This window comes from Erwinia endophytica (assembly GCF_009295515.1).
Taxonomy (GTDB): domain Bacteria; phylum Pseudomonadota; class Gammaproteobacteria; order Enterobacterales; family Enterobacteriaceae; genus Erwinia; species Erwinia endophytica.
Map to the genome: position 1 here is coordinate 153,142 of NZ_RQVV01000057.1, position 23,792 is coordinate 176,933.

Sequence of the window (23,792 nt, forward strand, 5' to 3'; positions counted from 1 at the left end):
TTGTGTGGTATTCATTTCCGGCGATACCGGGCGAGAAAACCCCACGTTAATGCGTGGGGTTAATGGCGGTATAAGAAGTGATCCTGACCGGCTTTAAGATTTAACGGTTACGGCGCGATTTTTAATCGCATAACCGATAGCCAGAATTACCAGCCAGACCGGGATCAGCCAGACTGAGATCGCCATATCCGGCGTCAGCGCCATGATGAGCAGGATTCCGGCCATGAACAGCAGACAGATCCAGTTGCCGACAGGATAAAACAGTGCCTTAAAGCGGGTTTGTACGCCTTGTTGTTGCTTTTTGCGGCGAAACTTCAGGTGTGCCAGGCTGATCATCGCCCAGTTGATCACCAGCGCTGAAACCACCAGCGCCATCAGCAGGCCAAAGGCTTCTCCCGGCATCAGATAATTGATCAGCACGCAAATCGCGGTTGCCGCAGCGGAAACGCCGATCGCCACGACCGGGACGCCACGCGCATCCACTTTCAGCAATGATTTAGGGCCATTGCCCTGTTTCGCCAGACCGTACAGCATACGACTGTTGCAGTACACGCAGCTGTTATAAACCGATAAGGCGGCCGTCAGGATAACCACATTTAGCGCGTTGGCCACCAGACTGTCGCCGAGGTCATGGAAAATCATTACAAACGGACTGCCGCCTTCAATCACTTTGGTCCACGGATAGAGAGAAAGCAGCACGGTCAATGAGCCAATATAGAAAATCAGGATGCGGTACAGTACCTGATTGGTCGCTTTGGGAATGCTTTTTTCCGGGTTATCCGCTTCAGCTGCGGTAATACCGACCAGCTCAAGTCCGCCGAAGGAGAACATAATGACCGCCATGGCCATCACCAGGCCGGAGAGACCATGCGGAAAGAAGCCGCCTTTATCCCACAGATTAGACACTGATGCATCAGGGCCGGCCCGGCCACCGAACAGCAGCCAGCCGCCGAACAGGATCATCCCGACTACTGCCACCACTTTGATAATGGAGAACCAGAATTCCATCTCGCCATAGACTTTAACGTTAGTCAGATTAATGGCGTTGATCAGCAGGAAAAACACAGCAGCTGAAACCCAGGTAGGGATTTCCGGCCACCAGTACTGTACGTAGATACCCACCGCGGTCAACTCGGCCATCGCAACCAAGACATACAGGACCCAATAGTTCCAGCCAGAAGCGAAACCAGCAAAATTCCCCCAGTATTTATAGGCGAAATGGCTGAAGGAACCGGCTACAGGTTCTTCCACCACCATCTCGCCCAGTTGCCGCATAATCATAAAGGCGATGAAGCCGCCGATGGCATAGCCTAACAGTACGGCGGGACCGGCCATTTTTATCGTCTGTGCGATCCCCAGAAACAGGCCGGTACCGATGGCACCTCCCAACGCGATCAACTGAATATGGCGGTTTTTAAGCCCGCGCTTCAGCGTATCACCCTGCTGTTGTTGCATAATAAACCTCGTTATCTCGTTATTTTTTTTAACTCAGGACATGCCTTTGTCGGTCTTTTAATTAGCCAATGTACTGAAATATGTACAGTACTGTCAGTAATAAAAATGAGAGGGTGCTATCTTCGCGACAAGAATAGTGATAAGTGCGGCGCATTGCACACGCTTTCTCTTTGTTGGGCGGGGGAATGCTTAAAAAAACAGCCGCCATCCAGCCACGGTCTTCCGGTCATCAACCTGGGGTAAAAAAGAAGTTGCGGTACCCCCTGCTATAACCGGGCGATTTTTTGTCATAACTATTTGCAGTGTTTCAGGAAATTAATAAAAACTTAACATTCAACATTGCTCTGACCCTGATTGTTTTAATCCCGGCTATTGTGAAGAAATAACAATACTATCGTCCGATTTTGGTGAGTTGCCATATAGACATCAGGTGAATACTTTGTTACTTTACGAGCATCTTTTTGCAATTGGTATTACCAATTTACTCTGGCAGATAGTAGAAGAAGGGACGATGGCCTACAGTAAAATCCGCCAACCAAAGCTATCCGACGCAATTGAGCAACAACTCGAATCCCTGATCATGGAAGGAACTCTGCGCCCGGGTGAAAAGCTGCTCCCTGAACGCGAACTGGCTAAACAGTTTGATGTCTCTCGCCCTTCTCTTCGTGAAGCTATCCAACGTTTGGAAGCAAAAGGCTTGCTACTGCGCCGTCAGGGCGGTGGCACTTTTGTACAAAAAAATTTATGGCAAAGTCTGAGCGATCCGCTGGTGACGCTCCTGGCGGGTCATCCTGAATCCCAGTTTGATTTGCTGGAAACGCGTCATGCGCTGGAAGGGATCGCCGCCTATTATGCCGCGTTGCGTGGGACGGAAGATGATATTGAGCGGATCCGCCACTGCCATGTACAGATTCAGGCCGCGCAGGACAGCGGCGACCATGACGCCGAGGCGAATGCCGTCATGCAGTACCAGATAGCCGTCACCGAGGCCGCGCACAATGTGGTGCTGCTGCATTTGCTCCGCTCAATGGGGCCGATGCTGGAACAGAACGTCCGACAGAATTTTGAATTGCTCTACTCGCGCCGCGAAATGCTGGCAAAAGTGAGCGGTCATCGCGCCAGTATTTTTGAGGCGATTGTGGCACGCGAACCTGAAAAGGCCCGTGAGGCCTCACACCGCCACCTGGCGTTTATCGAGGAAATATTGCTGGACAGAAGTCGGGAGCAGAGCCGTAGAGAACGCTCCTTGCGACGTTTACAGCAACGTAACGAATAAAACGCGTAAAGATACGCGGCAACTCGGCCCAAATTCACCGGCGTAGGTCACGTCAGGGATTTGGGTATAACGATGGGCCTGTCTCCTTGTGCTTTTTCAACCAGAACACACGGAGACAGGTCCCGGACAATTCAACGTATTAGGCACAGATAAGGAATCCCCCATGTCAGAACGTTTGCTCAATGACGTGGATCCGATCGAAACTCGCGACTGGCTACAGGCGATCGAATCGGTCATCCGAGAAGAAGGTGTTGAGCGTGCGCAGTTCCTGATTGACCAGGTACTGAGCGAAGCACGCAAAGGCGGTGTGAAAGTGGCTGCGAGCGCGGGAGCGGGCAACTACATTAACTCTATCTCTGTTGAGGATGAGCCAGATTATCCTGGTGATATCTCACTGGAGCGACGCATTCGTTCCGCGATCCGCTGGAATGCCATCATGGCGGTTCTGCGTGCATCGAAGAAAGATCTGGAACTGGGGGGACACATGTCTTCTTTCCAGTCTTCCGCGACCATCTATGAAGTGTGCTTCAACCACTTCTTCCGTGCGCGCAGCGAAAAAGATGGCGGCGACCTGGTTTACTTCCAGGGGCACATCTCGCCAGGTATCTACGCGCGAGCCTTCCTGGAAGGTCGCCTGACCGAAGAGCAGATGAACAACTTCCGTCAGGAAGTGCATGGTAAAGGTTTGTCCTCTTACCCGCATCCTAAACTGATGCCTGAATTCTGGCAGTTCCCGACCGTATCAATGGGCCTGGGGCCACTGGGCGCAATCTATCAGGCCAAGTTCCTGAAATATCTGGAACACCGTGGGCTGAAAGATACTTCACAGCAGACGGTTTACGCTTTCCTTGGCGACGGTGAGATGGATGAACCGGAATCCAAAGGGGCGATCACCATCGCTACCCGTGAAAAACTGGATAACCTGGTGTTCATTATCAACTGTAACCTGCAGCGTCTGGATGGTCCGGTTACCGGTAATGGCAAAATCATTAATGAACTGGATGGCATCTTTAGCGGCGCCGGTTGGGAAGTTATCAAGGTTATTTGGGGTGGGCGTTGGGACGAGCTGCTGCGTAAAGACACCAGCGGCAAGCTTATTCAACTGATGAATGAAACGGTTGACGGTGATTATCAGACCTTTAAATCCCGTAATGGTGCTTATGTCCGTGAGCACTTCTTCGGCAAATATCCGGAGACCGCCGCATTGGTCAACGATATGAGCGATGACGAGATTTGGGCGCTGAACCGTGGCGGTCACGATCCGAGGAAAGTCTACGCAGCCCTGAAAAAAGCGCAGGACACCAAAGGCAAGCCAGTAGTGATTCTGGCGCATACCATCAAAGGTTATGGTATGGGTGACACTGCGGAAGGTAAAAACATCGCCCATCAGGTGAAGAAAATGAACATGGATGGCGTACGCTACATTCGTGATCGTTTCAACGTGCCGGTTGATGATGCCAGCCTTGAAAAACTGCCGTACGTCACCTTCGAAAAAGGCTCGGAAGAATACCAATATCTGCACGGTCAGCGTGAAAAGCTGGGCGGCTACCTGCCATCCCGTCAGAAGACGTTCAGCGAGAAGCTGGAACTGCCTGCGCTGGAAGACTTCCGCCAGTTGCTGGAGGAGCAGAACAAAGAGATCTCCACTACTATCGCTTTCGTTCGCGCGCTGAACGTGATGCTGAAGAACCCGTCGATTAAAGATCGTCTGGTGCCGATCATCGCCGACGAAGCGCGTACCTTTGGGATGGAAGGTTTGTTCCGTCAGATTGGTATCTACAGCCCTAACGGTCAGCAATACACCCCGCAGGACCGCGAGCAGGTGGCTTACTATAAAGAAGACGAGAAAGGCCAGATTCTGCAGGAAGGCATCAATGAACTGGGGGCTGGCGCCTCCTGGCTGGCGGCGGCCACGTCTTACAGCACCAACAACCTGCCGATGATCCCGTTCTATATTTACTACTCAATGTTCGGTTTCCAGCGTATCGGCGATCTGTGCTGGGCCGCAGGCGATCAGCAGGCGCGTGGTTTCCTGGTTGGCGGTACTTCCGGGCGTACCACATTGAACGGCGAAGGTCTGCAACATGAAGACGGTCACAGCCACATTCAGGCGCTGACCATCCCTAACTGTATCTCTTATGATCCGGCCTATGCCTATGAAGTGGCGGTTATCATGTATGACGGTCTGGTGCGGATGTATGGCGAAGCGCAGGAAAACGTCTACTACTACATCACCACGCTGAATGAAAACTACCACATGCCTGCGATGCCGCAGGGGGCGGAAGAGGGTATCCGTAAGGGTATCTACAAGCTGGAAACGGTCGCGGGCAGTAAAGGCAAAGTGCAGTTGTTGGGGTCAGGCTCCATCCTGCGCCACGTACGCGACGCGGCGCAGATCCTGGCGAAGGACTACGGTGTCGGCTCTGACGTTTACAGCGTCACCTCCTTTACTGAGCTGGCGCGTGATGGTCAGGACTGTGAGCGCTGGAATATGTTGCACCCGACGGAAGCGCCACGCGTGCCATATGTCGCTCAGGTCATGAATGATGCGCCAGCAGTGGCATCAACCGATTACATGAAACTGTTCGCCGAGCAGATCCGTAGCTTTATCCCCGCCAGTGATTATCGCGTATTGGGCACGGATGGCTTCGGTCGTTCCGACAGCCGTGAGAACCTGCGTCACCACTTTGAAGTGGATGCGTCTTATGTGGTGGTCGCGGCGTTGGGTGAACTGGCTAAACGGGGTGAGATCGATAAGAAAGTGGTGGCTGACGCCATTACCAAATTCAATATCGATGCCGATAAAGTCAACCCACGTCTGGCATAAGAGGTAAAAGATTAATGAGTATCGAAATCAAAGTACCGGATATCGGTGCAGACGCAGTGGAAGTCACCGAACTCCTGGTCAAGGTGGGTGACAGGGTTGAGGCAGAACAGTCGTTGATCACCGTGGAAGGTGATAAAGCCTCAATGGAAGTTCCTTCGCCCCAGGCTGGCGTGGTGAAAGAGATCAACGTCGCGATCGGTGACAAAGTGGAAACCGGATCGCTGATTATGATCTTCGAATCCGTTGACGGTGCCGCAGCGGCACCGGCTAAAGCCGCAGAGCCGCAACAAGAAGCGCAACCTGCGGTGGCGGCCAAAGCAGAAAGCAAAGACGTTAACGTACCGGATATCGGTGCGGACGAAGTGGAAGTCACGGAAGTGCTGGTGAAGGTCGGCGACACCGTGGCAGCCGAGCAGTCGCTGATCACCGTGGAAGGTGACAAAGCCTCAATGGAAGTGCCTGCGCCATTTGCCGGTACGGTCAAAGAGATCAAAATTGCCACGGGCGATAAAGTGAAAACCGGTTCGCTGATCATGGTATTCGAAACGGCCGGATCAGGCGCTGCCGCTAAACCTGCAGTACAGGAAGCCGCGGCGCCTGCACCTGCCGCCGTCAGCGGTACGAAAGACGTGGCGGTGCCGGATATCGGCGGTGATGAAGTTGAAGTGACGGAAGTGATGGTGAAGGTGGGCGATAAAGTGGCCGCCGAGCAGTCACTGATCACGGTTGAAGGCGATAAAGCCTCAATGGAAGTGCCTGCACCATTCGCCGGTACGGTTAAAGAGATCAAAATCGCCACGGGCGATAAAGTGAAAACCGGTTCGTTGATCATGGTGTTCGAGGTGGAGGGCGCGGCTCCAGCAGCAGCGCCTGCGGCGAAACAGGAAACCGCCGTGCCAGCGAAGCAGGCTGCGCCAGTAGCACCAACTCCGGCGAAAGCGGAATCTGCGGGCGAGTTCTCTGAGAACGACGCTTATATCCACGCGACTCCGGTTATTCGTCGTCTGGCCCGTGAGTTTGGGGTCAATCTGGCGAAGGTGAAAGGGACGGGGCGTAAAGGCCGTATCCTGAAAGAGGACGTCCAGGCTTACGTGAAGGACGCGGTGAAACGTGCCGAGACAGCCCCTGCGGCAGCGACCGGCGGCGGATTGCCGGGCATGTTGCCATGGCCAAAAGTAGACTTCAGCAAGTTTGGCGAGGTGGAAGAAGTCGAACTGGGCCGTATCCAGAAAATTTCTGGCGCCAACCTGAGCCGTAACTGGGTGGTCATTCCGCACGTGACCCAACACGATAAAGCTGATATCACCGACGTTGAAGCTTTCCGTAAGCAGCAGAACGAGGAAGCGGCGAAGAAGAAACTGGATCTGAAGATAACCCCTCTGGTGTTTATCATGAAAGCGGCTGCCAAAGCGCTGGAAGAGTTCCCGCGTTTCAACAGTTCACTGTCTGAAGATGGTCAGAGACTGACGCTGAAGAAATACATCAATATCGGTGTGGCGGTGGATACGCCAAACGGTCTGGTGGTTCCGGTGTTCAAAGACGTTAACAAGAAAGGTATTGTTGAACTGTCGCAGGAACTGGCGGTGATTTCGAAGAAAGCCCGCGACGGCAAGCTGACCGCTGGCGATATGCAGGGAGGATGTTTCACCATTTCCAGTCTTGGTGGGATTGGCGGCACATCGTTTACCCCGATCGTCAACGCGCCGGAAGTGGCGATCCTCGGCGTGTCCAAATCATCGATGGAACCGGTCTGGAACGGTAAAGAGTTTGTTCCGCGTCTGATGCTGCCGTTGTCACTTTCCTTCGACCATCGGGTGATTGATGGTGCTGCGGGTGCGCGCTTTGCGGCCTACATCGCCACTGTCATGGCGGACATCCGCCGTCTGGTGATGTAACCGCAACAAGGCCGGCTGATGCCGGCCTTCTCGCATAGCAGGTTTACCGGGCTGTCTAACCTGACATGGATCAAGGTACCGGCAGTCAGCGAAGTCAAGTTGTTTGCAGTTTTTTAACAATTCTGTAAACTCTTGCCCTGATACGGGCCGGTGGATGGACATCCTCCAGTTAACTAAGAGGTCATGATGAGTACAGAAATTAACACTCAGGTCGTGGTACTTGGGGCAGGTCCTGCAGGCTATTCTGCAGCCTTCCGTTGCGCTGATTTAGGTCTGGAGACCGTCATCGTTGAACGTTTCAGCACCCTGGGCGGGGTTTGTCTGAACGTGGGGTGTATCCCTTCCAAAGCGCTGCTGCACGTGGCGAAAGTGATTGAAGAAGCTAAAGCGCTGGAAGCGCATGGTATCGTGTTCGGCAAGCCGCAAACCGATATCAATAAAATTCGTACCTGGAAAGAAAAAGTGATCACCCAACTGACCGGTGGTCTGGCGGGAATGGCGAAAGGCCGCAAAGTGAAGGTGGTCACTGGTATCGGCAAATTCACTGGCGCTAACACTCTGGTGGTTGAAGGTGAAAGTGGCGCGACGACCATCAATTTCGATAACGCCATTATCGCCGCAGGTTCCCGTCCGATTCAGTTGCCCTTTATTCCCCATGACGATCCGCGCGTATGGGACTCTACCGATGCGCTGGAACTGAAAGAAGTGCCGGAGCGTCTGCTGATTATGGGCGGCGGGATTATTGGGCTGGAAATGGGCACCGTGTATCACGCGCTGGGTTCTGAGATTGATGTGGTCGAGATGTTTGACCAGGTTATTCCTGCCGCGGATAAAGATGTGGTGAAAGTGTTCACCAAACGTATCAGTAAGCAATTTAATCTGTTGCTGGAAACCAAAGTCACCGCGGTGGAAGCAAAAGACGACGGCATCTACGTGTCGATGGAAGGCAAAAATGCGCCAACGGAACCACAGCGTTACGACGCGGTGCTGGTGGCCATTGGCCGTGTGCCAAATGGTAAGAGTCTGGATGCGGGCAAAGCGGGCGTGGAAGTGGACGACCGTGGTTTCATCCGCGTTGACAAACAGATGCGTACCAACGTGCCGCACATCTATGCTATCGGCGATATCGTCGGTCAGCCAATGCTGGCGCACAAAGGGGTCCACGAAGGCCACGTAGCGGCAGAAGTGATTTCTGGTAAGAAACATTACTTTGACCCGAAAGTGATCCCTTCTATCGCCTACACTGAGCCAGAAGTTGCCTGGGTGGGTCTGACCGAGAAAGAAGCGAAAGAGAAGGGCATCAGCTATGAAACGGCGACCTTCCCGTGGGCGGCATCGGGCCGTGCTATCGCCTCTGACTGCTCGGATGGCATGACCAAACTGATTTTCGACAAAGAATCTCACCGCGTCATCGGTGGGGCGATTGTCGGCGCTAACGGCGGCGAGTTGCTGGGTGAAATCGGGCTGGCTATCGAGATGGGTTGTGACGCTGAAGATATCGCGCTGACAATCCATGCTCACCCGACGCTGCACGAATCGGTTGGCCTGGCCGCGGAAATCTTTGAAGGCAGTATCACCGACCTGCCAAATGCGAAAGCGAAGAAAAAGTAAGTTTCGCTACGGGTGAAAGCCCCTCTGTCGCGGAGCCACGCCAGTCAGTGAAGCCACTGACTGGCTATTTTTTTACCGCCAACCAATGCCTTGCTGTTTTTCTCCCTCACGCGCAAAGCATCTTTTTCTCCACTTTGCGCACCACCCTGAGGCAACCCGCCTTATTACCGGGCAATATGACGCGACATTGCTGATGGCTTTCTGCCGGTGTCTGTACTGCATAACGTATTAAATTCATTTTAAAACAATCAGATAAAAATTTAATCTGCTGTGAAATACATATGGTATGCCGTTTGTATGTCAAAAATATTCAGAACAAACAGGGCATATACAGTATGGATTTAAAGATTAGCGGAGCCACGGCGCTGAAGTTGTCAGCCCGGATGAAGAAAGTCAGCACCTCGATGACGGTGGCCATTGCTCAGCGCGCCAGGCAGTTACAGCAGGAGGGCCATAAAATCATCAATATGGCCTCCGGCGAACTGGATTTCGACACGCCAGACACTATTTGCGCCGGGGCGATAGAGGCTATTCATGCCGGAGCCACGCGCTATACCAACGTCAGTGGTATCCCCGCGTTGAAAGAGGCCATTTGCCGAAAGTTTCTGGTTGATAATCATCTTCGCTATCAGCCAGATGAGGTCATCGTGGGCACCGGGGCCAAACAGCTTATCTTCAACGCCTTTATGGCAACCCTGGATGCGGGGGATGAAGTGCTGATCCCGGCGCCTTATTGGGTCTCGTATCCGGACATGGTGACGCTGGCGGGCGGCACGCCGGTTATTATCCCTGAGAAGGAGACCGTTGATTTCAAGCTCACCCCAGCCGGTTTATCCCGTTACATCAGCAGTAAAACCCGCTGGATTATTCTTAACTCTCCCGGTAATCCCTCTGGCTCGCTATACAGTCAGCAAGAATATCAGGCGTTGGCAGAGGTACTGAAAAACTGGCCGCAGGTGTTAATTCTGTCCGATGAAATCTATGAATATCTCTGCTGGGACGGCGATTTTATTTCTTTTTCCCAGGCGGCGCCTGAACTGTTTGCGCGTACGCTGACCTTAAATGGCGTGTCCAAAAGTTATGCGATGACTGGCTGGCGTATCGGTTATGCCGCCGGTCCGCAATCACTTATCCAGGCCATGGGCACCTTGCAGGGCCAAAGCACCTCTAATCCCAGTTCCGTCAGTCAGATGGCCGCATTAACCGCACTGAACGGCGAGCGGGAATTTCTGCCGGGCTGGCAAAAAATACTCCGTCAGCGTCGTGATGGTGCCGTCGCGCGTTTACAACAATCCCCGTATTTACGCCTGACCTCGCCAGCCGGCGCGTTTTATCTGTTTGTGGATTGCCAGCGCGTCCTGGGCCGACGTACCGCGGAAGGTGACCGGCTGGAAAGTGATCAGCAACTGGCCAGCTATCTGCTGGAACGGGCGGGCGTGGCGACCGTGCCAGGCAGTGCCTTTGGTGCGCCCGGCTATGTGCGGCTGACCTTCAGTCTGGCCGATGAGGACGTTTTCAACGCCTGCGAACAGATAGTCCGGTTACTGGAGACACTGCAATGAATCACGCGACAGCGTGCCCTGAGCCGGATATCACCCTGTGTGAAGAGATGCTCAGGGTATTAAAACAACAGAGTTTTGATGGTATCGGCATCACGCGTGACGCCTATGGCGAGGGGGAACAGCAGGCACACCAGTTAACGGAAGCACTGGCGCTGAAGCTGGGGCTTGAAGTCAAAAAAGATGCGGCACTGAACATGTATCTGATTTTACCGGGCGAGGATCGCCAGCAGAAACCGGTAATGATCGGTTCACATCTTGATTCGGTGCCTAATGGCGGCAACTATGATGGAGCGATAGGGGTGCTGGCCGGTCTGGCGATTTTATCTGGCTGGCGAGCCGCGGGCGTGCAGCCGCCGGTGGATGTGATTGTCCTGGCCATCCGGGCTGAAGAGAGCGCGTGGTTCCCCGTTTCTTATGTGGGCAGTAAAGCGGCGCTGGGCCGCTTAACCGAGCGAGATCTCGCGGTGACAAGGCGCGATAGTGGGCTCAGTCTGGCACAGCATATGCGGCAATGTGGCGGCGATCCGGCGGCGGTGGCGCAAGGCCATGCACTCTATCCGCCAGAGAGGATTCAGGCATTTTTTGAAATTCACATTGAACAGGGGCCGCAGCTGGAAGAACAGCAGATCCCGGTAGGGGTGGTGAGTGGCATCTGCGGCAGCTTGCGTTATCGCTTCGCCCATACGCAGGGGCGTTATGCACATTCTGGCGCGACCCCACGCCAGTGGCGTCAGGATGCGGTCGTGGCAACCGCCATGTTGATCAGCCTGTTGCAGCGAAAATGGCGACAGATGGAGCGTCAGGGGCATCAGTTGACCTTTACCTGTGGTCGTTTCTTTACCGATCCACTGGCCGCAGACATGAGCAAAGTGAGTGGCACGGTGGATTTCTGCCTTGATTTCCGCTCTGAAAATCGCGCCAGCCTGCAGGCGATCGATAGTTACCTGGCGCACTGTATTGCCCGCTTAACCACACGTTATGGTGTGACGATTACCCCTGGCGAACAAAGCCGTAGCGAGGCGGCGACGATGTCAACAGAACTCAAGGCGCGACTGCAGCAGGCGGCTGATGCATTAGCGATCCCCGTACTGACCCTGCCCAGCGGCGCGGGGCATGACAGCGCCATGTTTGCTGTCAGTGGGGTACCCACCGCCATGCTTTTTGTGCGTAACCAAAACGGTAGTCATAACCCGGAAGAAGCCATGAACCTGCCTGACCTGGCGAAGGCGGTACAGGTGTTGAACCTTGCCCTGTGGAACATGCTGATGGGTTAGAACGAACTGAAGCGCTTAATAATACTTTCACGCACATTGTCGATATGCGCCATCAGCAGACGTTGCGCCTCGGCGGGATGGTTATTGCGCAATGCCGTAATAATGGCCAGATGCTCGTTATGGCCAATCGTAAAGCGTTCCGGTACCTGGCGCAGGTTGAACATCCGGGTTTTTAAGCGCAGTGCCTGGATATAGTCTTTTAACAGCCGGTTGCCGCTGTAATGCGCGATAGCGTCATGCAGACGACTGTCGACCGCCCAGTCGTCATTGGGGTCAGGAATATCTTGTTGCAGCAAGACGTTAATTTGCGAGGTAATCTCATCCAGTATGGCGGGCGGTATGCGCCCCGCCGCCAGTCGGGCGGCCTCACCTTCCAGCGTGCGTCTGACATGCAGGGTTTCCACCAGTTCCTGAATGGAGAATTCTTTTACCACCGGCGTTCGGCCGCCATTGCGCACAATAAAACCTTCATTTTCCAGCCGGGTTAACGCATTACGCACGGGCGTCCGTGAAATGTTCAGCAATTCGGCCAGCTTACGTTCCAGCAGCACCGTATTGGTGGGTAATTCACGGTTAATGATCATCTGTAACAGGGTGTCATACGCTTTCCGGCTTAAATTAGGTTCATTTTCTTCATTATTTAAGCGATAGATATCGTTCATAAATAGTCTTCTGCGTTAGCAAATGAATAACAGGCAGCAGATATATTCGGCTGCCTGTTGAGGGGCTCACCTGTTAAATTGTCTGACTGGCGATGGCTTCAGACTTCAGACGATACGCGCATTTTACTGTGGCAGCGTCCGTACCGGATTTTTCGGTGCGGGATCAAAGCCGACAATCGGTGTGACCAGTTTGGCGTAAGTGCCATCCGCTTTCATCTCTGCCAGCGCTTTATTCACAGCGGCGACCAGATGCGGTTTACCCTTTTTAAACGCAAAACCTTTTTGGATGCGGCTGACATAATCCGGGGTTTGGGTAAAGGGCAGATGCATATCCTGGATGAGATAAGCATTGCCAATCGAGTCGTTAATCACCCCATCGATATTGCCATTCACCATATCCTGAACCGCCGCCGTGACATCGACGTAATTCTTTAATATCGCGCCATGATCAACCGCGAGTTGCGCATAGGTGGAAGAGACCTGCGCGCCAATACGTTTATTTTTTAAATCCTGCGCTGATTTAATCGCGGAATCTTTAGGAATGATAATGCGTCCGCCAGACTCAATCCAGCCATCGGAAAAGACAATCGCTTTCTGACGTGCCGGGGTAATATCCATCGCGGCGCTGCTCATATCAAACTGGTTGGCCTGCAAACCGACCAGGATCGAATCCCATTTGGTGATAACGGGTTGATATTGCAGATGGAGACGGCGCGCGACTTCTTTCATCACCCGAATCTCCAGACCATCCAACTGACCATTCGGCATCCGCATGCTGTACGGTGGGTCAGTCCCTTCCGTCGCGACCTGTAAGACGCCGGGTTTGAGTAATTCAAGATCGTCACTGGCCGCATTCGCGGCGAAAAATGGCAGACTGGCGGTCACCATGGTGGCAAATAAAAGGATGGATTTTAATTTCATGAACAGCAACTCCTGATGGGGGATGGGTTATTTAAGTCCGGGGTGTTGAGCGATAACTGGCCAGTAGCGACAGTAATTCGAGCATCACGGTAGCGCCGAGTAATGAGGTGATTTGTCCTGGGCCATCATAGGCCGGGCTGATTTCAGTCACATCGCAGCCCACTAAATTGATATCTTTTAATTCACGCAATAACTGCAATGCTTCACGGGATGACGGGCCGCCCGCTTCCGGCGTTTCCACTGCCGGGGCGAATGCCGGATCGACAAAATCCATATCGAAGGTAATAAACACCGGGCGTCCGGCGGTATGTTCAGCAATTTGACGAGCCACCGCGCTGATACCGCACTGGAACAGCGCGTCGGTGGTTAATACCTTATAGCCAAGATCAATCGACTGGGTAATATCCGTGGTACGGAACAGCGAACCACGTAATCCAATTTGTATTGAATGGTGAGGATCGACAATATTTTCCTCGACCGCCCGGCGAAACGGGGTGCCGGCGCTGTAACGCTGATCGGCGAAGTATTTATCCCAGGTGTCGCTGTGTGAATCAAATTGCACCAACGCCAGTGGGCCATGGACTCGCGCGAGGGCGCGTAATTCCGCCAGCGTGACTGAATGATCGCCGCCAATGGCACAAGGCACCACGCCGGCTGCGGCAATATGGTGAATGGTCTCTTCAATTAACGCTAATGACTCCACTTCATAGCCCGGCACCACCGGCGAGTCACCGACGTCAGCGACATTCAGGGTCTCAAACACATTAATATTGTTACGCGAGGGGTTAATTGGTCGCAGCATCACTGACATTGAGCGTACCGCATTCGGCGCGAATCGGGCGCCGCTGCGATAAGGCGCACCGGAGTCGGAGGGAATGCCGACAATAGCGGCATCCAATCCTGACAGGTCATCGCGTAGCGGCAGGCGCATAAAAGTCGGTAACCCGCAAAAGCGCGGCGTGAGCAGTGAATCCGAAAGTAAAGCGGTCATAGTAGCTCCCAAATCAATGATATTTTTCATGACTGCGTTCAATACGCGCGGCCAGTTCGGTCAGAACGGTGGTCAGCAGCAAATAGATCAGCGATGCGGCAATATAGAATTCAAACGGTCTGAAGGTGGCGGAAATAATGGTCTGAGCATACAGGGTGATATCAATGACCGTAATGGTGGAAAGCAGAGAGGTATTTTTTAATGCCGATATCGCTTCGTTAGTCAGCGGAGGCAAGATAATACGAAACACCTGCGGTAAAATGATGCGTATCATCACCACTCGTTGCGACATGCCTAATGCAAAGGCAGATTCCATCTGACTGCGAGGGATCGCATTAAGACCAGAGCGAATAATTTCCGCCACATAAGCGCCACTGTTTAATGCCAGTGCAACCACGCCAGCAAAAAAGGGAGAAAAGTGGATGCCAAATTGCGGAACACCGAAATAGACAATAAAAACCTGAATCAGCGCCGGTGTTCCACGGATAAACCAGATATAGAAACGGGCGATAGCCCGGAAAAACTTTACTGATGATAATTTGCCTAACGCGGCCAGCAGGCCGAATATCCAACTCAAAAAAATGGTCAAAATGGTAATGCACAACACTGTCAATGAAGCGTCGAGAAAACCCATGCCGTAAACCTGTACATCCTGCAAAATCTGATTCATCGGCTATTCTCCTGACTGGCAATAATATCCTCATGCAAAATCCGACGCAGGAACTGTTGTAACCGGGCGCTCTGCGGCTTAACCAGCAGTTCCTCTGGTGGCCCATCCTCGGCAATCACGCCCTGGTCGAAGAACAGCACGCGGTTGGACACTTCCCGGGCAAAAGCAATCTCATGCGTCACCAGCAGCATGGTCATGCCTTCTTCCGCCAGGGTGGCAATCAGCGACAACACTTCTCCAACCATCTCTGGGTCCAGCGCCGAGGTCGCCTCATCAAACAGCATTAACTGGGGTTTCATCGCCAGCGCCCGCGCAATCGCCACGCGCTGCTGTTGGCCGCCGGACAACTTCGCCGGATAACTGTCGCGTTTGGCGTACATTCCCACTCGCGTCAGTAACGCATCCGCCTGTTCAATCGCTGCCTTACGTGGCATTTTTTTCACCCGGACCGGAGCTTCAATCACGTTTTCGAGCACCGTCATATGTGGCCACAGGTGATAACTTTGGAACACCATGCCAATTTGCGTGCGCAACTGCTGCAACTGCTGTACGTCCGGTCTGGCCCGGGCGCCTTCGCGGAAATCGAAAGAGAAATCGGCAAAGTCCATAAAGCAACTTTGCGGCATTTCCATGACATTCAGGCAGCGCAGAAAGGTGCTCTTTCCTGAACCGCTGGCGCCGATGATTGCGATAACTTCACCGGGCCAGATAGCCAGATCGATATTTTTAAGAACATGCAAATCACCGTAGCTTTTGTTCAGCTCTCTGATATGCAGTAACGGTTTACTGGCGCTATTCATGTTTTCCCTCCGGGGTATTTGGCAGGTACAAGGCAATATCCTGAGGGGTGCGGCTGGCGCCGTTGATCGGGGTAATATCCTGCGGACAGGCGGAGAGGATCAGCCAGATATCCATGTCGGCGGCCAGCGTAATACATTCTCCGGCTTGTGATACCGGCGGGAGACGATCCAGTTCGCCGCTGGTTTTAAAAGGCACATTCATAAACAGATTGAGTGATGCTGGCGTAAATGACAGTTCGATACCGACCTCTCTCAGTGCTTCGTGGAAATTATCGCTGCAATTGCGGTGATACTGCTTAACGCCCAGTTGCTGATAAAGTTGTTCGGTACAGGGGCAGAGCAGCGTATCGTGATGACCTGGCGTCTGATCAGACAGCAGCGTAAACATCGGGTGGCGTAAATTGCTGTAGGCTTTCATGCCCTGCTCAAAGAAAATATGGCTATTAAGGGAACGAGTGTGTTCCATCGCCATATATTCATGCCGGTCGTGCTGATTGATTGCCCAGGTATCGACAACCTGATTACCTGAAATATTTTCAATAATGATTTCCTGCCCTTTATTCAACGGCAGCGCAATACCATGGCTGGCTTTGAGGAGTAAGAACGGATCAAGACGGTTTTGTTCTTTCATCATGGAAGGTCATCGCTCAACGTGGTGAAGACTAACGTTTTTTCTTGGCACTCAATTAAAAAGCAAAGAGAATGCCAAAAGTATACCAACGCAGAGGATTTCCAATTGGCAAAGATATGCTGGATACCACAGGCGATACATTCATCTGGAATCAATAAGTTAACGGAAAATAATTTCGTACCATTGCGACAGCCGACGTTACCGGCCGCAGATTTATGCGCACAAATTGAGGCCGTTATTTTTCGTAGCGGCACATTTTCCTGCTCGATGATGGCGCAATTGCCGCACCTTAAAGTGATCGCTGTGCACGGTGTTGGTACCGATGGCATTGATATTCCGTTCGCGACGCAGCAGGGGATCGTGGTGTTAAATACGCCAGGAACGAACACTCGCTCAGTCGCTGAACATGCCATCGCGTTACTGTTTGCCTTAAATAAACATCTGCTGGCCAGTGATCAGGCGATCAGAGAAAACCGTTATCAGGCATTTAAATCTGTTGGTGGCTTGCGTGAGCTACAGGGGTCGACCTTAGGCATCGTTGGGTTTGGCGCGATTGGTCAATGCACGGCGGCGCTCGCCCGGGCTATCGGTATTAAGGTGCTGGTACACAGCCGTCAGTCGCAGCAGGACATTGAGCAGGCGGGTTACCGCAAAGCGGCGGATTTTACCGCGCTGCTGGCGGAAAGCGACGCCGTCTCCCTGCATTTGCCAGCGGTCGCGGAGACCCATCATTTGATCAATGCCGAAACGCTGTCATACCTGCCGCCACATGCCTTTCTCATCAACACCAGTCGGGGGGCGCTGGTGGATGAGCAGGCGCTGGCGAATGCCTTGATTAATCGACAGATCGCGGGGGCGGCGCTGGATGTGTTTCATTGTGAGCCGTTACCGGCGGATGATCCGCTGCTGGCGGCGCCGAATCTGATCGTCACGCCGCATACCGCCGCGTCTTCAGAGCAGGCGTTGATCAATATGGCGACCGCCGCCGTCGATGGCGTACTACGGGTGATGGCGAATACGCCGCCGCTGTCGTTGATCAACCCGGCGGTTTGGCCGCAACGCAGGCAATAATACCGTCTTAGCGTTGGGCGACGACCTCTCGCATCGGCGCGAACGTGACGCCCTGTTTTTCCAGACTTTGCCGAACCTGGCGCGCCATCTCAACCGCGCCAGGGGTATCGCCATGGACACAGACGGTATCAATGGAGACCGGTATTTTTTTGCCGCTCACCGTAATAATGGCCGCGGCATCCAGCATTTGCACCAGGCGGCGACTGGCCTGTTCTGCGTCGTGCAATACCGCGCCAGGCAGTTTACGCGATAATAAATTACCGTTATCGGCATAAGCACGATCGAGATAAATTTCCCGCGCGACGGCCAATCCCCTTTTTAAGGCGGCGCGTTCCGTTTCCATGCCCGGCATCACCACCATCATTAAATCTTTATCCACTTTATAAATGGCCTGGGCCACTGCGCAGGCCAGTTCAGGGTCTTCCGCCGCCATATTACCCAGCGCGCCATGGGTTTTAACATGGGATAAGACGAGTCCCTGACTGTGTGCCAGCGCCTGTAATGCGCCAATCTGGTAAATGACCTGATTTTCAATTTGACGGGGGCTTTCTCCCAGAATGGGCCGACGGCCAAAGCCATAAAGATCAAAAAAGCTGGGATGTGCGCCGACATGCACCTGGTTATTTGCCGCGCCTGCCAGGGTGTTTGCCATGACATCAGGATCCCCCGCATGAAAGCCGCAGGCGATATTGGCTGAGGTAATGATTTCGAACATTTCACTGTCGCGCCCCATAGTCCAGGCGCCAAAACTTTCGCCCATATCGCAATTCAGATCTAATTTCATTACGCCTCACCGTCGTGCTCATTAAGCGATCATATAATTTGGTTATGACAACAATATAACCGGTTTTTGGAATCAGTTGACACCGTACCGATGGTATGCCAAATGTATTTCATCGACAAATCGTTTTAACTTTTGGCAGGAATGTTGAGTGAAAGGCAGCGGACAGGCTCCCTCGTGGCAAATATTTTCGGTTGCCGATCAGGCTGTTTACATTGATTTTGGTGAATATATTGATCCGCAGATAAATAAGCGTGTAACCGAGCTTGCCATGCTGATAAAGGAAAATCCGCTGGCCGGGGTTACGCAAGCGATCCCCACTTACCGTTCATTGATGGTTAATTATAATTCGCTGATGATTCGTCAGCAGGCCGTGATTAACTATCTGCAACATTTACTGGACCAGCCATGCAGAACATCACCACCGGTACGATCCTGGCATATACCGGTATGTTACGGCGGGTCATATGGTATTGATCTGACCGCACTGGCTGAGCGGCATAATTTATCGCCTCAGCAGGTCATTGATCTGCATATAAACAGCCGATATCAGGTCTATATGATTGGTTTTATGCCTGGATTCGCTTATCTCGGTGGATTGCATGAGGCACTGCATACGCCGCGTAGAGACTCGCCACGGCTTAAGGTGCCAGCTGGCAGCATCAGCATCGGCGGTATGCAAACGGCAGTGGGATCAGTGGAGGCCCCCAGCGGCTGGCATTTGATTGGCCGCACGCCGTTCCGCAGTTTTCTCCCCAGTCGGGAGCCGCCGGTATTATTACAAACGGGCGATGCGGTGAATTTTTATGTCATCGATGATGAGGAATATGCCGCGTTAAGTGCACAACCAGACTATGTTCCGCAATGGAGTTGGCAAGATGCTGACATTTGAGGTGCTTTCTTCCGGCTTATTGACCACGTTGCAGGATTCCGGGCGCTTTGGTTTTGAAGATCAGGGCATCCCGCCGGCGGGTGCGATGGATGAATTCAGTGCCGCCATCGCTAATGCATTGGTTAATAACCCGGATGATTATGGCGTGTTGGAAATCACCCTGACCGGACCGACGCTGCGCCTGACGGGGGAGCAGGCAGTATCTGTCGCCCTGACCGGCGACCTGGCTATCACACTTAATGGTGAGCCACAGTCTGGCTATCAATGTATTAAGGTGATGCCGGGCGATGTGCTGGCTGTGCCGCGCGTGTTGAGTGGCGCGCGCGGTTACCTGGCGATCGCAGGCGGTTTTTCCGTCACGCCGGTGATGGGCAGTGTATCCACGCTGACGCGCGCGGGATTAGGCGGTTTTGCCGGACGCCCGTTAATGAAAGGCGATCAACTTCCGCTCAACAACAGCGGAAAACCCGTGCTCAGCCATACGCGCGTGCAACGTATTTTACCGCAGCAGGAGAAGCGGCCAGTCAGGGTAGTCTGGGGACCACAGGATGATTATTTCTCCCCTGAGGCCCGACACCTGTTCACCACGCAGACCTGGGCGCTTTCCAGTCAGTGTGATCGCATGGGCTATCGTTTAACGGGCCAGCCGTTATCGCACCTGAAGGGCTATAACATTGTTTCGGATGCCATCGCGCGCGGCAGTATTCAGATCCCGGGCAATGGGCAACCGATCATCGCCATGAATGATCGCCAGACCACCGGCGGTTATCCCAAAATCGCCACCATTATTCGTGCAGATCATGCCCGCCTGGGGCAGATGAAACCGGGCGATAAGCTGAGCTTTGAAGCGGTGACGGTTGAGAAAGCGGAAGACCTGTGGCGTGGACGCCAGAAACATTTACAACAGTGGCTGGATTCGCTCAGACGGTGATATGAATGCGCGCGAAATGTTTTATCACCGTGCGTGGCGGGAGGTCGGCTGACCCGACCGAAAAAGGTGGAATGTGTTATAACGCTCGCAGAATAAAAATAAAATAACGTTATTATTTCGCGCAATATTAAGAATGTTCCTCTGGGTAAAGGAATGCCATTTGGAATTTATTAAACCATCTGACTTAAAAACTATTCTTCATTCAAAACGCAGCAATATTTATTATCTGCAATATTGTCGGGTATTGGTCAATGGCGGGCGAGTGGAATATGTCACTGAAGAGGGAAAACAATCTCTCTTATCCTGCGGCTCTTCTTCCGTTCCTGCGTCCGTACAGCCCGCGCCCCGCAGGCACGATTTTGCAAAGACCGGTATTACTGGTGCCTGCTCCTGTCCAGGAGAGGAGGCGTTACCGGACTGCGTACCATCACTGTCTCTCTGTATCTTTTTCTCAGCTTCGCGTGCACGCTCAGCCGCCCGTCCAGCATTACAATTGTAATCATAGGTGTGTGTACGGACGGTGGGAATAAACCGGGCGCGACACGGGCAGGAGCTGAAACTTTCAATAGAGCCCGCCCACTCTTTCGGGGCACTCATTCACTGAGTAGGTGTCCCCCATTCCGCCACAGACGCGGAATACCCCTTCATGTATCCCACAGGTCACCGGGTCGCCTGCTGCCGTACGACGCCGCCGATGGTGTAGGTGTCGTCGGACGCGCCCACCACAGGTGGTTTCATCCAGGTGATACAGAAAAAATCCCTTCGCCATGATCCCTCATGAATTGAGTGTTACTGAATCTTCAGACAGCGCCTGGATGGCAACTTATTGGTGGCAGGAAAGGGACTCTCTAATACTCTGATTAACCAACGTTATTATGTGTTTTTATGTTTTATGTGTAAACAGTTTTTGGGGCATTTCAGCGGCGGATGTACCTGATGATCAATCTTGTGGTCTGAGCGGTATCTTCCAATATGGTGACGTGGAGCTCATTTGTGAACTTGATGAGCAGGGGAGTTTTGTTGGCAATAAGTCCGACAACACGGGCTCTGGTGTGCATATAACACCAAAAATGGTGGTTACTGGCCTGGACCTTTGGCCCACGAACGGATGAAACCTGCCTTATCTGTTATTTTCGTGCAGTATCATTATCTATAGTTATCAGGTGATGATGTTATTATTTCATCTTTTTATGCGATTTTGGGGGGCTGACAACAAGCCAGACAGAGATGCAGATAATCAATGCCCCCAAAATATACCCACTACTGAGTGTTTCTCCTAACGCAATATAACCCCATAAAATACCGAATGGTGGGATTAAAAATGTTACGGTTAAAGAGCGTAAAGGCCCAATATCAGCAATCAGGCGAAAATAAATAATATAAGCCAAAGCGGTACAAATAATGCCTGACGCCAGAATACTTAGCCAGATGTTACGCTGTAGCCAGTTTATCGACGAACCGTTGTTGACGACACTCCAGGCAAAAAAAGGCAGTAAAAAAAGCGTGGCGCCAATCTGGCTACCCAATGCGATTATTTTTGGGTCAAGTTCCTTTTGGTCAGAAAACCATCGATGAGTCAGAAAGCCCGCAATACCATAGCAGGCCGTTGCAACCAGACAGGTAATAATCCCGGCAATGGTTCCACTGGTTGACTGCGTTCTTCCAATTGTGGTAATAACCATTATTCCGGCCAGTCCAAGTATAACGCCTGTCCATTTTCTGACAGTTAACCGTTCACCAAAAAATGAGCAGCCAATTAATGCCCCCATTAATGGGGTGGTGGCATTTAAAATAGCAGAGTATCCCGCAGGCAACCACCTTGCCGCAAGACAATACATAAAAAACGGTAATCCTGAATTAATAATCCCAATAGCTAATGAAAATTTAAACCTTCCTGAGAAACTAAATGGACATTTAAGTATAAAAAGAATAATGGCCAGGCCCAAAAATCCAAAGCATACTCTTAGAAATGCGCTATTAATTGCACCAATCTCAGGAACGGTAATCCTCATGAACAGAAAGCTGGCTCCCCATATCGCGGCAAGAAGTAATAATCGGATATAGTCTGATATACGCATAGCGAACCTGTTACCCTTTTTATGTAAAGAAATAGAGAGTCTGCCCGTCATATTTCAGACTACAGATATATTGGCTGCGTTTAGTCACCCGAATCACTTACCCGGGTAAGTGATTCAGGATCCCTTCATTTATCGCCTGCCTGTAACTTGAATTAGTCAGGAAAGAGATATAATGTCAGTTTTGATGGAATTTAACCGTCCCCGTAACTTTAAAGCCGGGACTGAACAGCAGACAAACAAGTTTTTCTTTCACGATTAAGTTTTCCTAACGCATGAAACTGGGCTGATGATAAAACTACCACCTTTACATGCACTTATGTGTTTTGAGTCGGCTGCGAGGCACATGAGTATGAAAAAAGCAGCGGAAGAGCTGTGTGTGACTTCCAGCGCGGTCAGCCAGCAGATAGCCAAGCTGGAAGGCATGATCAATATTCGTCTGTTTATCCGCAGTCCCCGAAGCCTTGAGCTGACCACCGAAGGGCGCATTTATCTGCGGGCCATTCGTCCTGCCTTCGGTCAGATTGCAGAAGCCACGCAGCGTCTCATGAACGAAGGGAAATCAAATAAAATAACCGTCAGTTGCACCAGTAGTTTTGCGATTCAGTGGCTGTTGCCACGCCTCCCGGTTTTTGAGCAAGCCAATCCAGGCGTGGAAGTACAGATCAACACAACAAATCGGCGGGTTGATCTGTTGTCTGAGGGAATAGATTTTGCCGTCAGGCATGGCCGTGGTATCTATCCTGGTCTGGAATCAGAATGTTTGCTGAATGACCGGCTCCGACCCGTATGTAGCCCAAGGCTGATTGCGCCAGAGTACCGGCTTTCATCGCCCCTTGAGATGACAGGCTACACATTGCTTCACGATGAACATCGGATGGATTGGGCGCTCTGGTTTAATGCTGTCGATATTCCCGATGCAGACACGGATAAAGGCCCTGTTTTTGTCGATTCAAATGGTGTACTGGAAGCCGCTATTGCCGGGAAAGGAATCGCACTAATCCGCAGTGCATTGATCCAGGAGGAATTGAACAATGGAACGCTGGTTAATCCTTTACGGATGGCGATAGATTCACCGATTGCTTACTACCTGGTCTATGACGAGTCGGCGATATTGCAGCGGATGAGCCGACGTTTTCGCGACTGGATCACCGCAACTGCCGCTGCGGAGAAAAATGAAGACCAGGCACCTTCCGGTTCAGCTGGCATGGTCACGCCAGGCTAATCCAGGAAAACGAAGTCTTCCGGCTGGCGTATGAAATCGAAGATGAGATGCTGACAGAACGAAAAGTGTTACACCAGAACCGGCGCCTGAAAAATACTATTTTCTTTTTACTATCTGGAAATGCACAAACTACAAATAAACTAAATACGTTTAAATAAATAACAATAAATGCGAAGTTTCTGTACGCAATCTTCATTCCAAAATGTAACTATGTCAAATTAATTTATTTTTTGAGGAAGAGT

General features: G+C 52.1%; 20 protein-coding genes and 1 pseudogene. 11 read left to right on the plus strand and 10 right to left on the minus strand.

All coding sequences use genetic code 11. The features are described 5' to 3' along the window. Positions 1 to 93: 93 nt before the first annotated feature. Complete coding sequence (gene aroP / locus EH228_RS18105) at positions 94 to 1,455, minus strand: aromatic amino acid transporter AroP (RefSeq protein ID WP_152323016.1); 1,362 nt, start codon at positions 1,453 to 1,455, stop codon at positions 94 to 96. Positions 1,456 to 1,966: 511 nt separating this feature from the next. Between aroP and pdhR the strand changes: the two genes are divergently transcribed. From pdhR to EH228_RS18135, 6 genes are all read left to right on the plus strand, one after another. Continuing rightward, positions 1,967 to 2,731: a pyruvate dehydrogenase complex transcriptional repressor PdhR gene (gene pdhR / locus EH228_RS18110; protein ID WP_152323152.1), complete on the plus strand. Its 765-nt coding sequence runs from the start codon at positions 1,967 to 1,969 to the stop codon at positions 2,729 to 2,731. A gap of 163 nt (positions 2,732 to 2,894) precedes the next feature. Further along, positions 2,895 to 5,558, plus strand: coding sequence for a pyruvate dehydrogenase (acetyl-transferring), homodimeric type (gene aceE, locus EH228_RS18115; RefSeq protein ID WP_152323017.1), 2,664 nt, complete (start codon positions 2,895 to 2,897; stop codon positions 5,556 to 5,558). A 14-nt stretch (positions 5,559 to 5,572) separates the two neighbouring features. Then, the gene (gene aceF, locus EH228_RS18120) at positions 5,573 to 7,453 is read left to right on the plus strand and encodes a pyruvate dehydrogenase complex dihydrolipoyllysine-residue acetyltransferase (protein ID WP_152323018.1); all 1,881 of its coding nucleotides are present in this window, start codon (positions 5,573 to 5,575) and stop codon (positions 7,451 to 7,453) included. Positions 7,454 to 7,639: 186 nt separating this feature from the next. Next, the gene (gene lpdA / locus EH228_RS18125; RefSeq protein WP_152323019.1) at positions 7,640 to 9,064 is read left to right on the plus strand and encodes a dihydrolipoyl dehydrogenase; all 1,425 of its coding nucleotides are present in this window, start codon (positions 7,640 to 7,642) and stop codon (positions 9,062 to 9,064) included. A gap of 335 nt (positions 9,065 to 9,399) precedes the next feature. Continuing rightward, positions 9,400 to 10,626 (plus strand): pyridoxal phosphate-dependent aminotransferase, encoded by a 1,227-nt coding sequence (locus tag EH228_RS18130; RefSeq protein ID WP_240116324.1) that lies wholly within the window; start codon positions 9,400 to 9,402, stop codon positions 10,624 to 10,626. Continuing rightward, on the plus strand, positions 10,623 to 11,900 hold the full coding sequence (locus EH228_RS18135) for a Zn-dependent hydrolase (RefSeq protein ID WP_152323020.1): 1,278 nt from the start codon (positions 10,623 to 10,625) through the stop codon (positions 11,898 to 11,900). The genes EH228_RS18130 and EH228_RS18135 overlap by 4 nt, the downstream gene beginning before the upstream one ends. Here EH228_RS18135 and EH228_RS18140 read toward each other — a convergent pair. The 6 genes from EH228_RS18140 to EH228_RS18165 form a co-directional block, all read right to left on the minus strand. After that, positions 11,897 to 12,562, minus strand: coding sequence for a GntR family transcriptional regulator (locus tag EH228_RS18140; RefSeq protein ID WP_152323021.1), 666 nt, complete (start codon positions 12,560 to 12,562; stop codon positions 11,897 to 11,899). The genes EH228_RS18135 and EH228_RS18140 overlap by 4 nt on opposite strands. 123 nt (positions 12,563 to 12,685) lie before the next feature. Then, positions 12,686 to 13,483 carry a transporter substrate-binding domain-containing protein gene (locus EH228_RS18145; RefSeq protein WP_152323022.1) on the minus strand — a complete coding sequence of 266 codons (798 nt, stop codon included), beginning with the start codon at positions 13,481 to 13,483 and terminating at the stop codon, positions 12,686 to 12,688. Between the two features lie 31 nt (positions 13,484 to 13,514). Next, positions 13,515 to 14,474, minus strand: a complete 960-nt coding sequence (speB, locus tag EH228_RS18150) for an agmatinase (RefSeq protein ID WP_152323023.1) — start codon at positions 14,472 to 14,474, stop codon at positions 13,515 to 13,517. 13 nt (positions 14,475 to 14,487) lie between these two features. Beyond that, positions 14,488 to 15,144, minus strand: a complete 657-nt coding sequence (locus EH228_RS18155) for an amino acid ABC transporter permease (protein ID WP_152323024.1) — start codon at positions 15,142 to 15,144, stop codon at positions 14,488 to 14,490. Beyond that, positions 15,141 to 15,944 (minus strand): amino acid ABC transporter ATP-binding protein, encoded by an 804-nt coding sequence (locus EH228_RS18160; protein ID WP_152323025.1) that lies wholly within the window; start codon positions 15,942 to 15,944, stop codon positions 15,141 to 15,143. The genes EH228_RS18155 and EH228_RS18160 overlap by 4 nt, the downstream gene beginning before the upstream one ends. Then, the gene (locus EH228_RS18165; protein WP_152323026.1) at positions 15,937 to 16,578 is read right to left on the minus strand and encodes a DUF1989 domain-containing protein; all 642 of its coding nucleotides are present in this window, start codon (positions 16,576 to 16,578) and stop codon (positions 15,937 to 15,939) included. The genes EH228_RS18160 and EH228_RS18165 overlap by 8 nt, the downstream gene beginning before the upstream one ends. A gap of 102 nt (positions 16,579 to 16,680) precedes the next feature. Here EH228_RS18165 and EH228_RS18170 point away from each other — a divergent pair, with 102 nt between their 5' ends. Beyond that, entirely contained in the window at positions 16,681 to 17,646 is a 966-nt protein-coding gene (locus EH228_RS18170; RefSeq protein ID WP_152323027.1) for a hydroxyacid dehydrogenase, read from the plus strand. 7 nt (positions 17,647 to 17,653) lie between these two features. Here EH228_RS18170 and EH228_RS18175 read toward each other — a convergent pair whose 3' ends face one another. Further along, positions 17,654 to 18,430, minus strand: coding sequence for a LamB/YcsF family protein (locus tag EH228_RS18175; protein ID WP_152323028.1), 777 nt, complete (start codon positions 18,428 to 18,430; stop codon positions 17,654 to 17,656). A gap of 148 nt (positions 18,431 to 18,578) precedes the next feature. On the opposite strand from EH228_RS18175, the gene pxpB reads away from it, so the two are divergent. The 3 genes and pseudogenes from pxpB to EH228_RS20905 form a co-directional block, all read left to right on the plus strand. Further along, on the plus strand, positions 18,579 to 19,319 hold the full coding sequence (gene pxpB, locus EH228_RS18180) for a 5-oxoprolinase subunit PxpB (RefSeq protein WP_152323029.1): 741 nt from the start codon (positions 18,579 to 18,581) through the stop codon (positions 19,317 to 19,319). Beyond that, positions 19,306 to 20,250 (plus strand): 5-oxoprolinase subunit C family protein, encoded by a 945-nt coding sequence (locus tag EH228_RS18185; protein ID WP_152323030.1) that lies wholly within the window; start codon positions 19,306 to 19,308, stop codon positions 20,248 to 20,250. The genes pxpB and EH228_RS18185 overlap by 14 nt, the downstream gene beginning before the upstream one ends. A gap of 133 nt (positions 20,251 to 20,383) precedes the next feature. Next, positions 20,384 to 20,650 (plus strand): annotated as a pseudogene (locus EH228_RS20905) (hypothetical protein); the annotation flags it as partial. 162 nt (positions 20,651 to 20,812) lie between these two features. Here the strand turns inward: EH228_RS20905 and EH228_RS18195 are convergent. Together EH228_RS18195 and EH228_RS18200 are read right to left on the minus strand one after the other, a co-directional pair. Further along, complete coding sequence (locus tag EH228_RS18195; RefSeq protein WP_152323032.1) at positions 20,813 to 21,019, minus strand: hypothetical protein; 207 nt, start codon at positions 21,017 to 21,019, stop codon at positions 20,813 to 20,815. A 406-nt stretch (positions 21,020 to 21,425) separates the two neighbouring features. Continuing rightward, entirely contained in the window at positions 21,426 to 22,328 is a 903-nt protein-coding gene (locus EH228_RS18200) for a DMT family transporter (protein ID WP_152323033.1), read from the minus strand. Positions 22,329 to 22,617: 289 nt separating this feature from the next. Between EH228_RS18200 and gcvA the strand changes: the two genes are divergently transcribed. Continuing rightward, complete coding sequence (gene gcvA / locus EH228_RS18205) at positions 22,618 to 23,550, plus strand: transcriptional regulator GcvA (protein ID WP_152323154.1); 933 nt, start codon at positions 22,618 to 22,620, stop codon at positions 23,548 to 23,550. Positions 23,551 to 23,792: the final 242 nt, after the last annotated feature.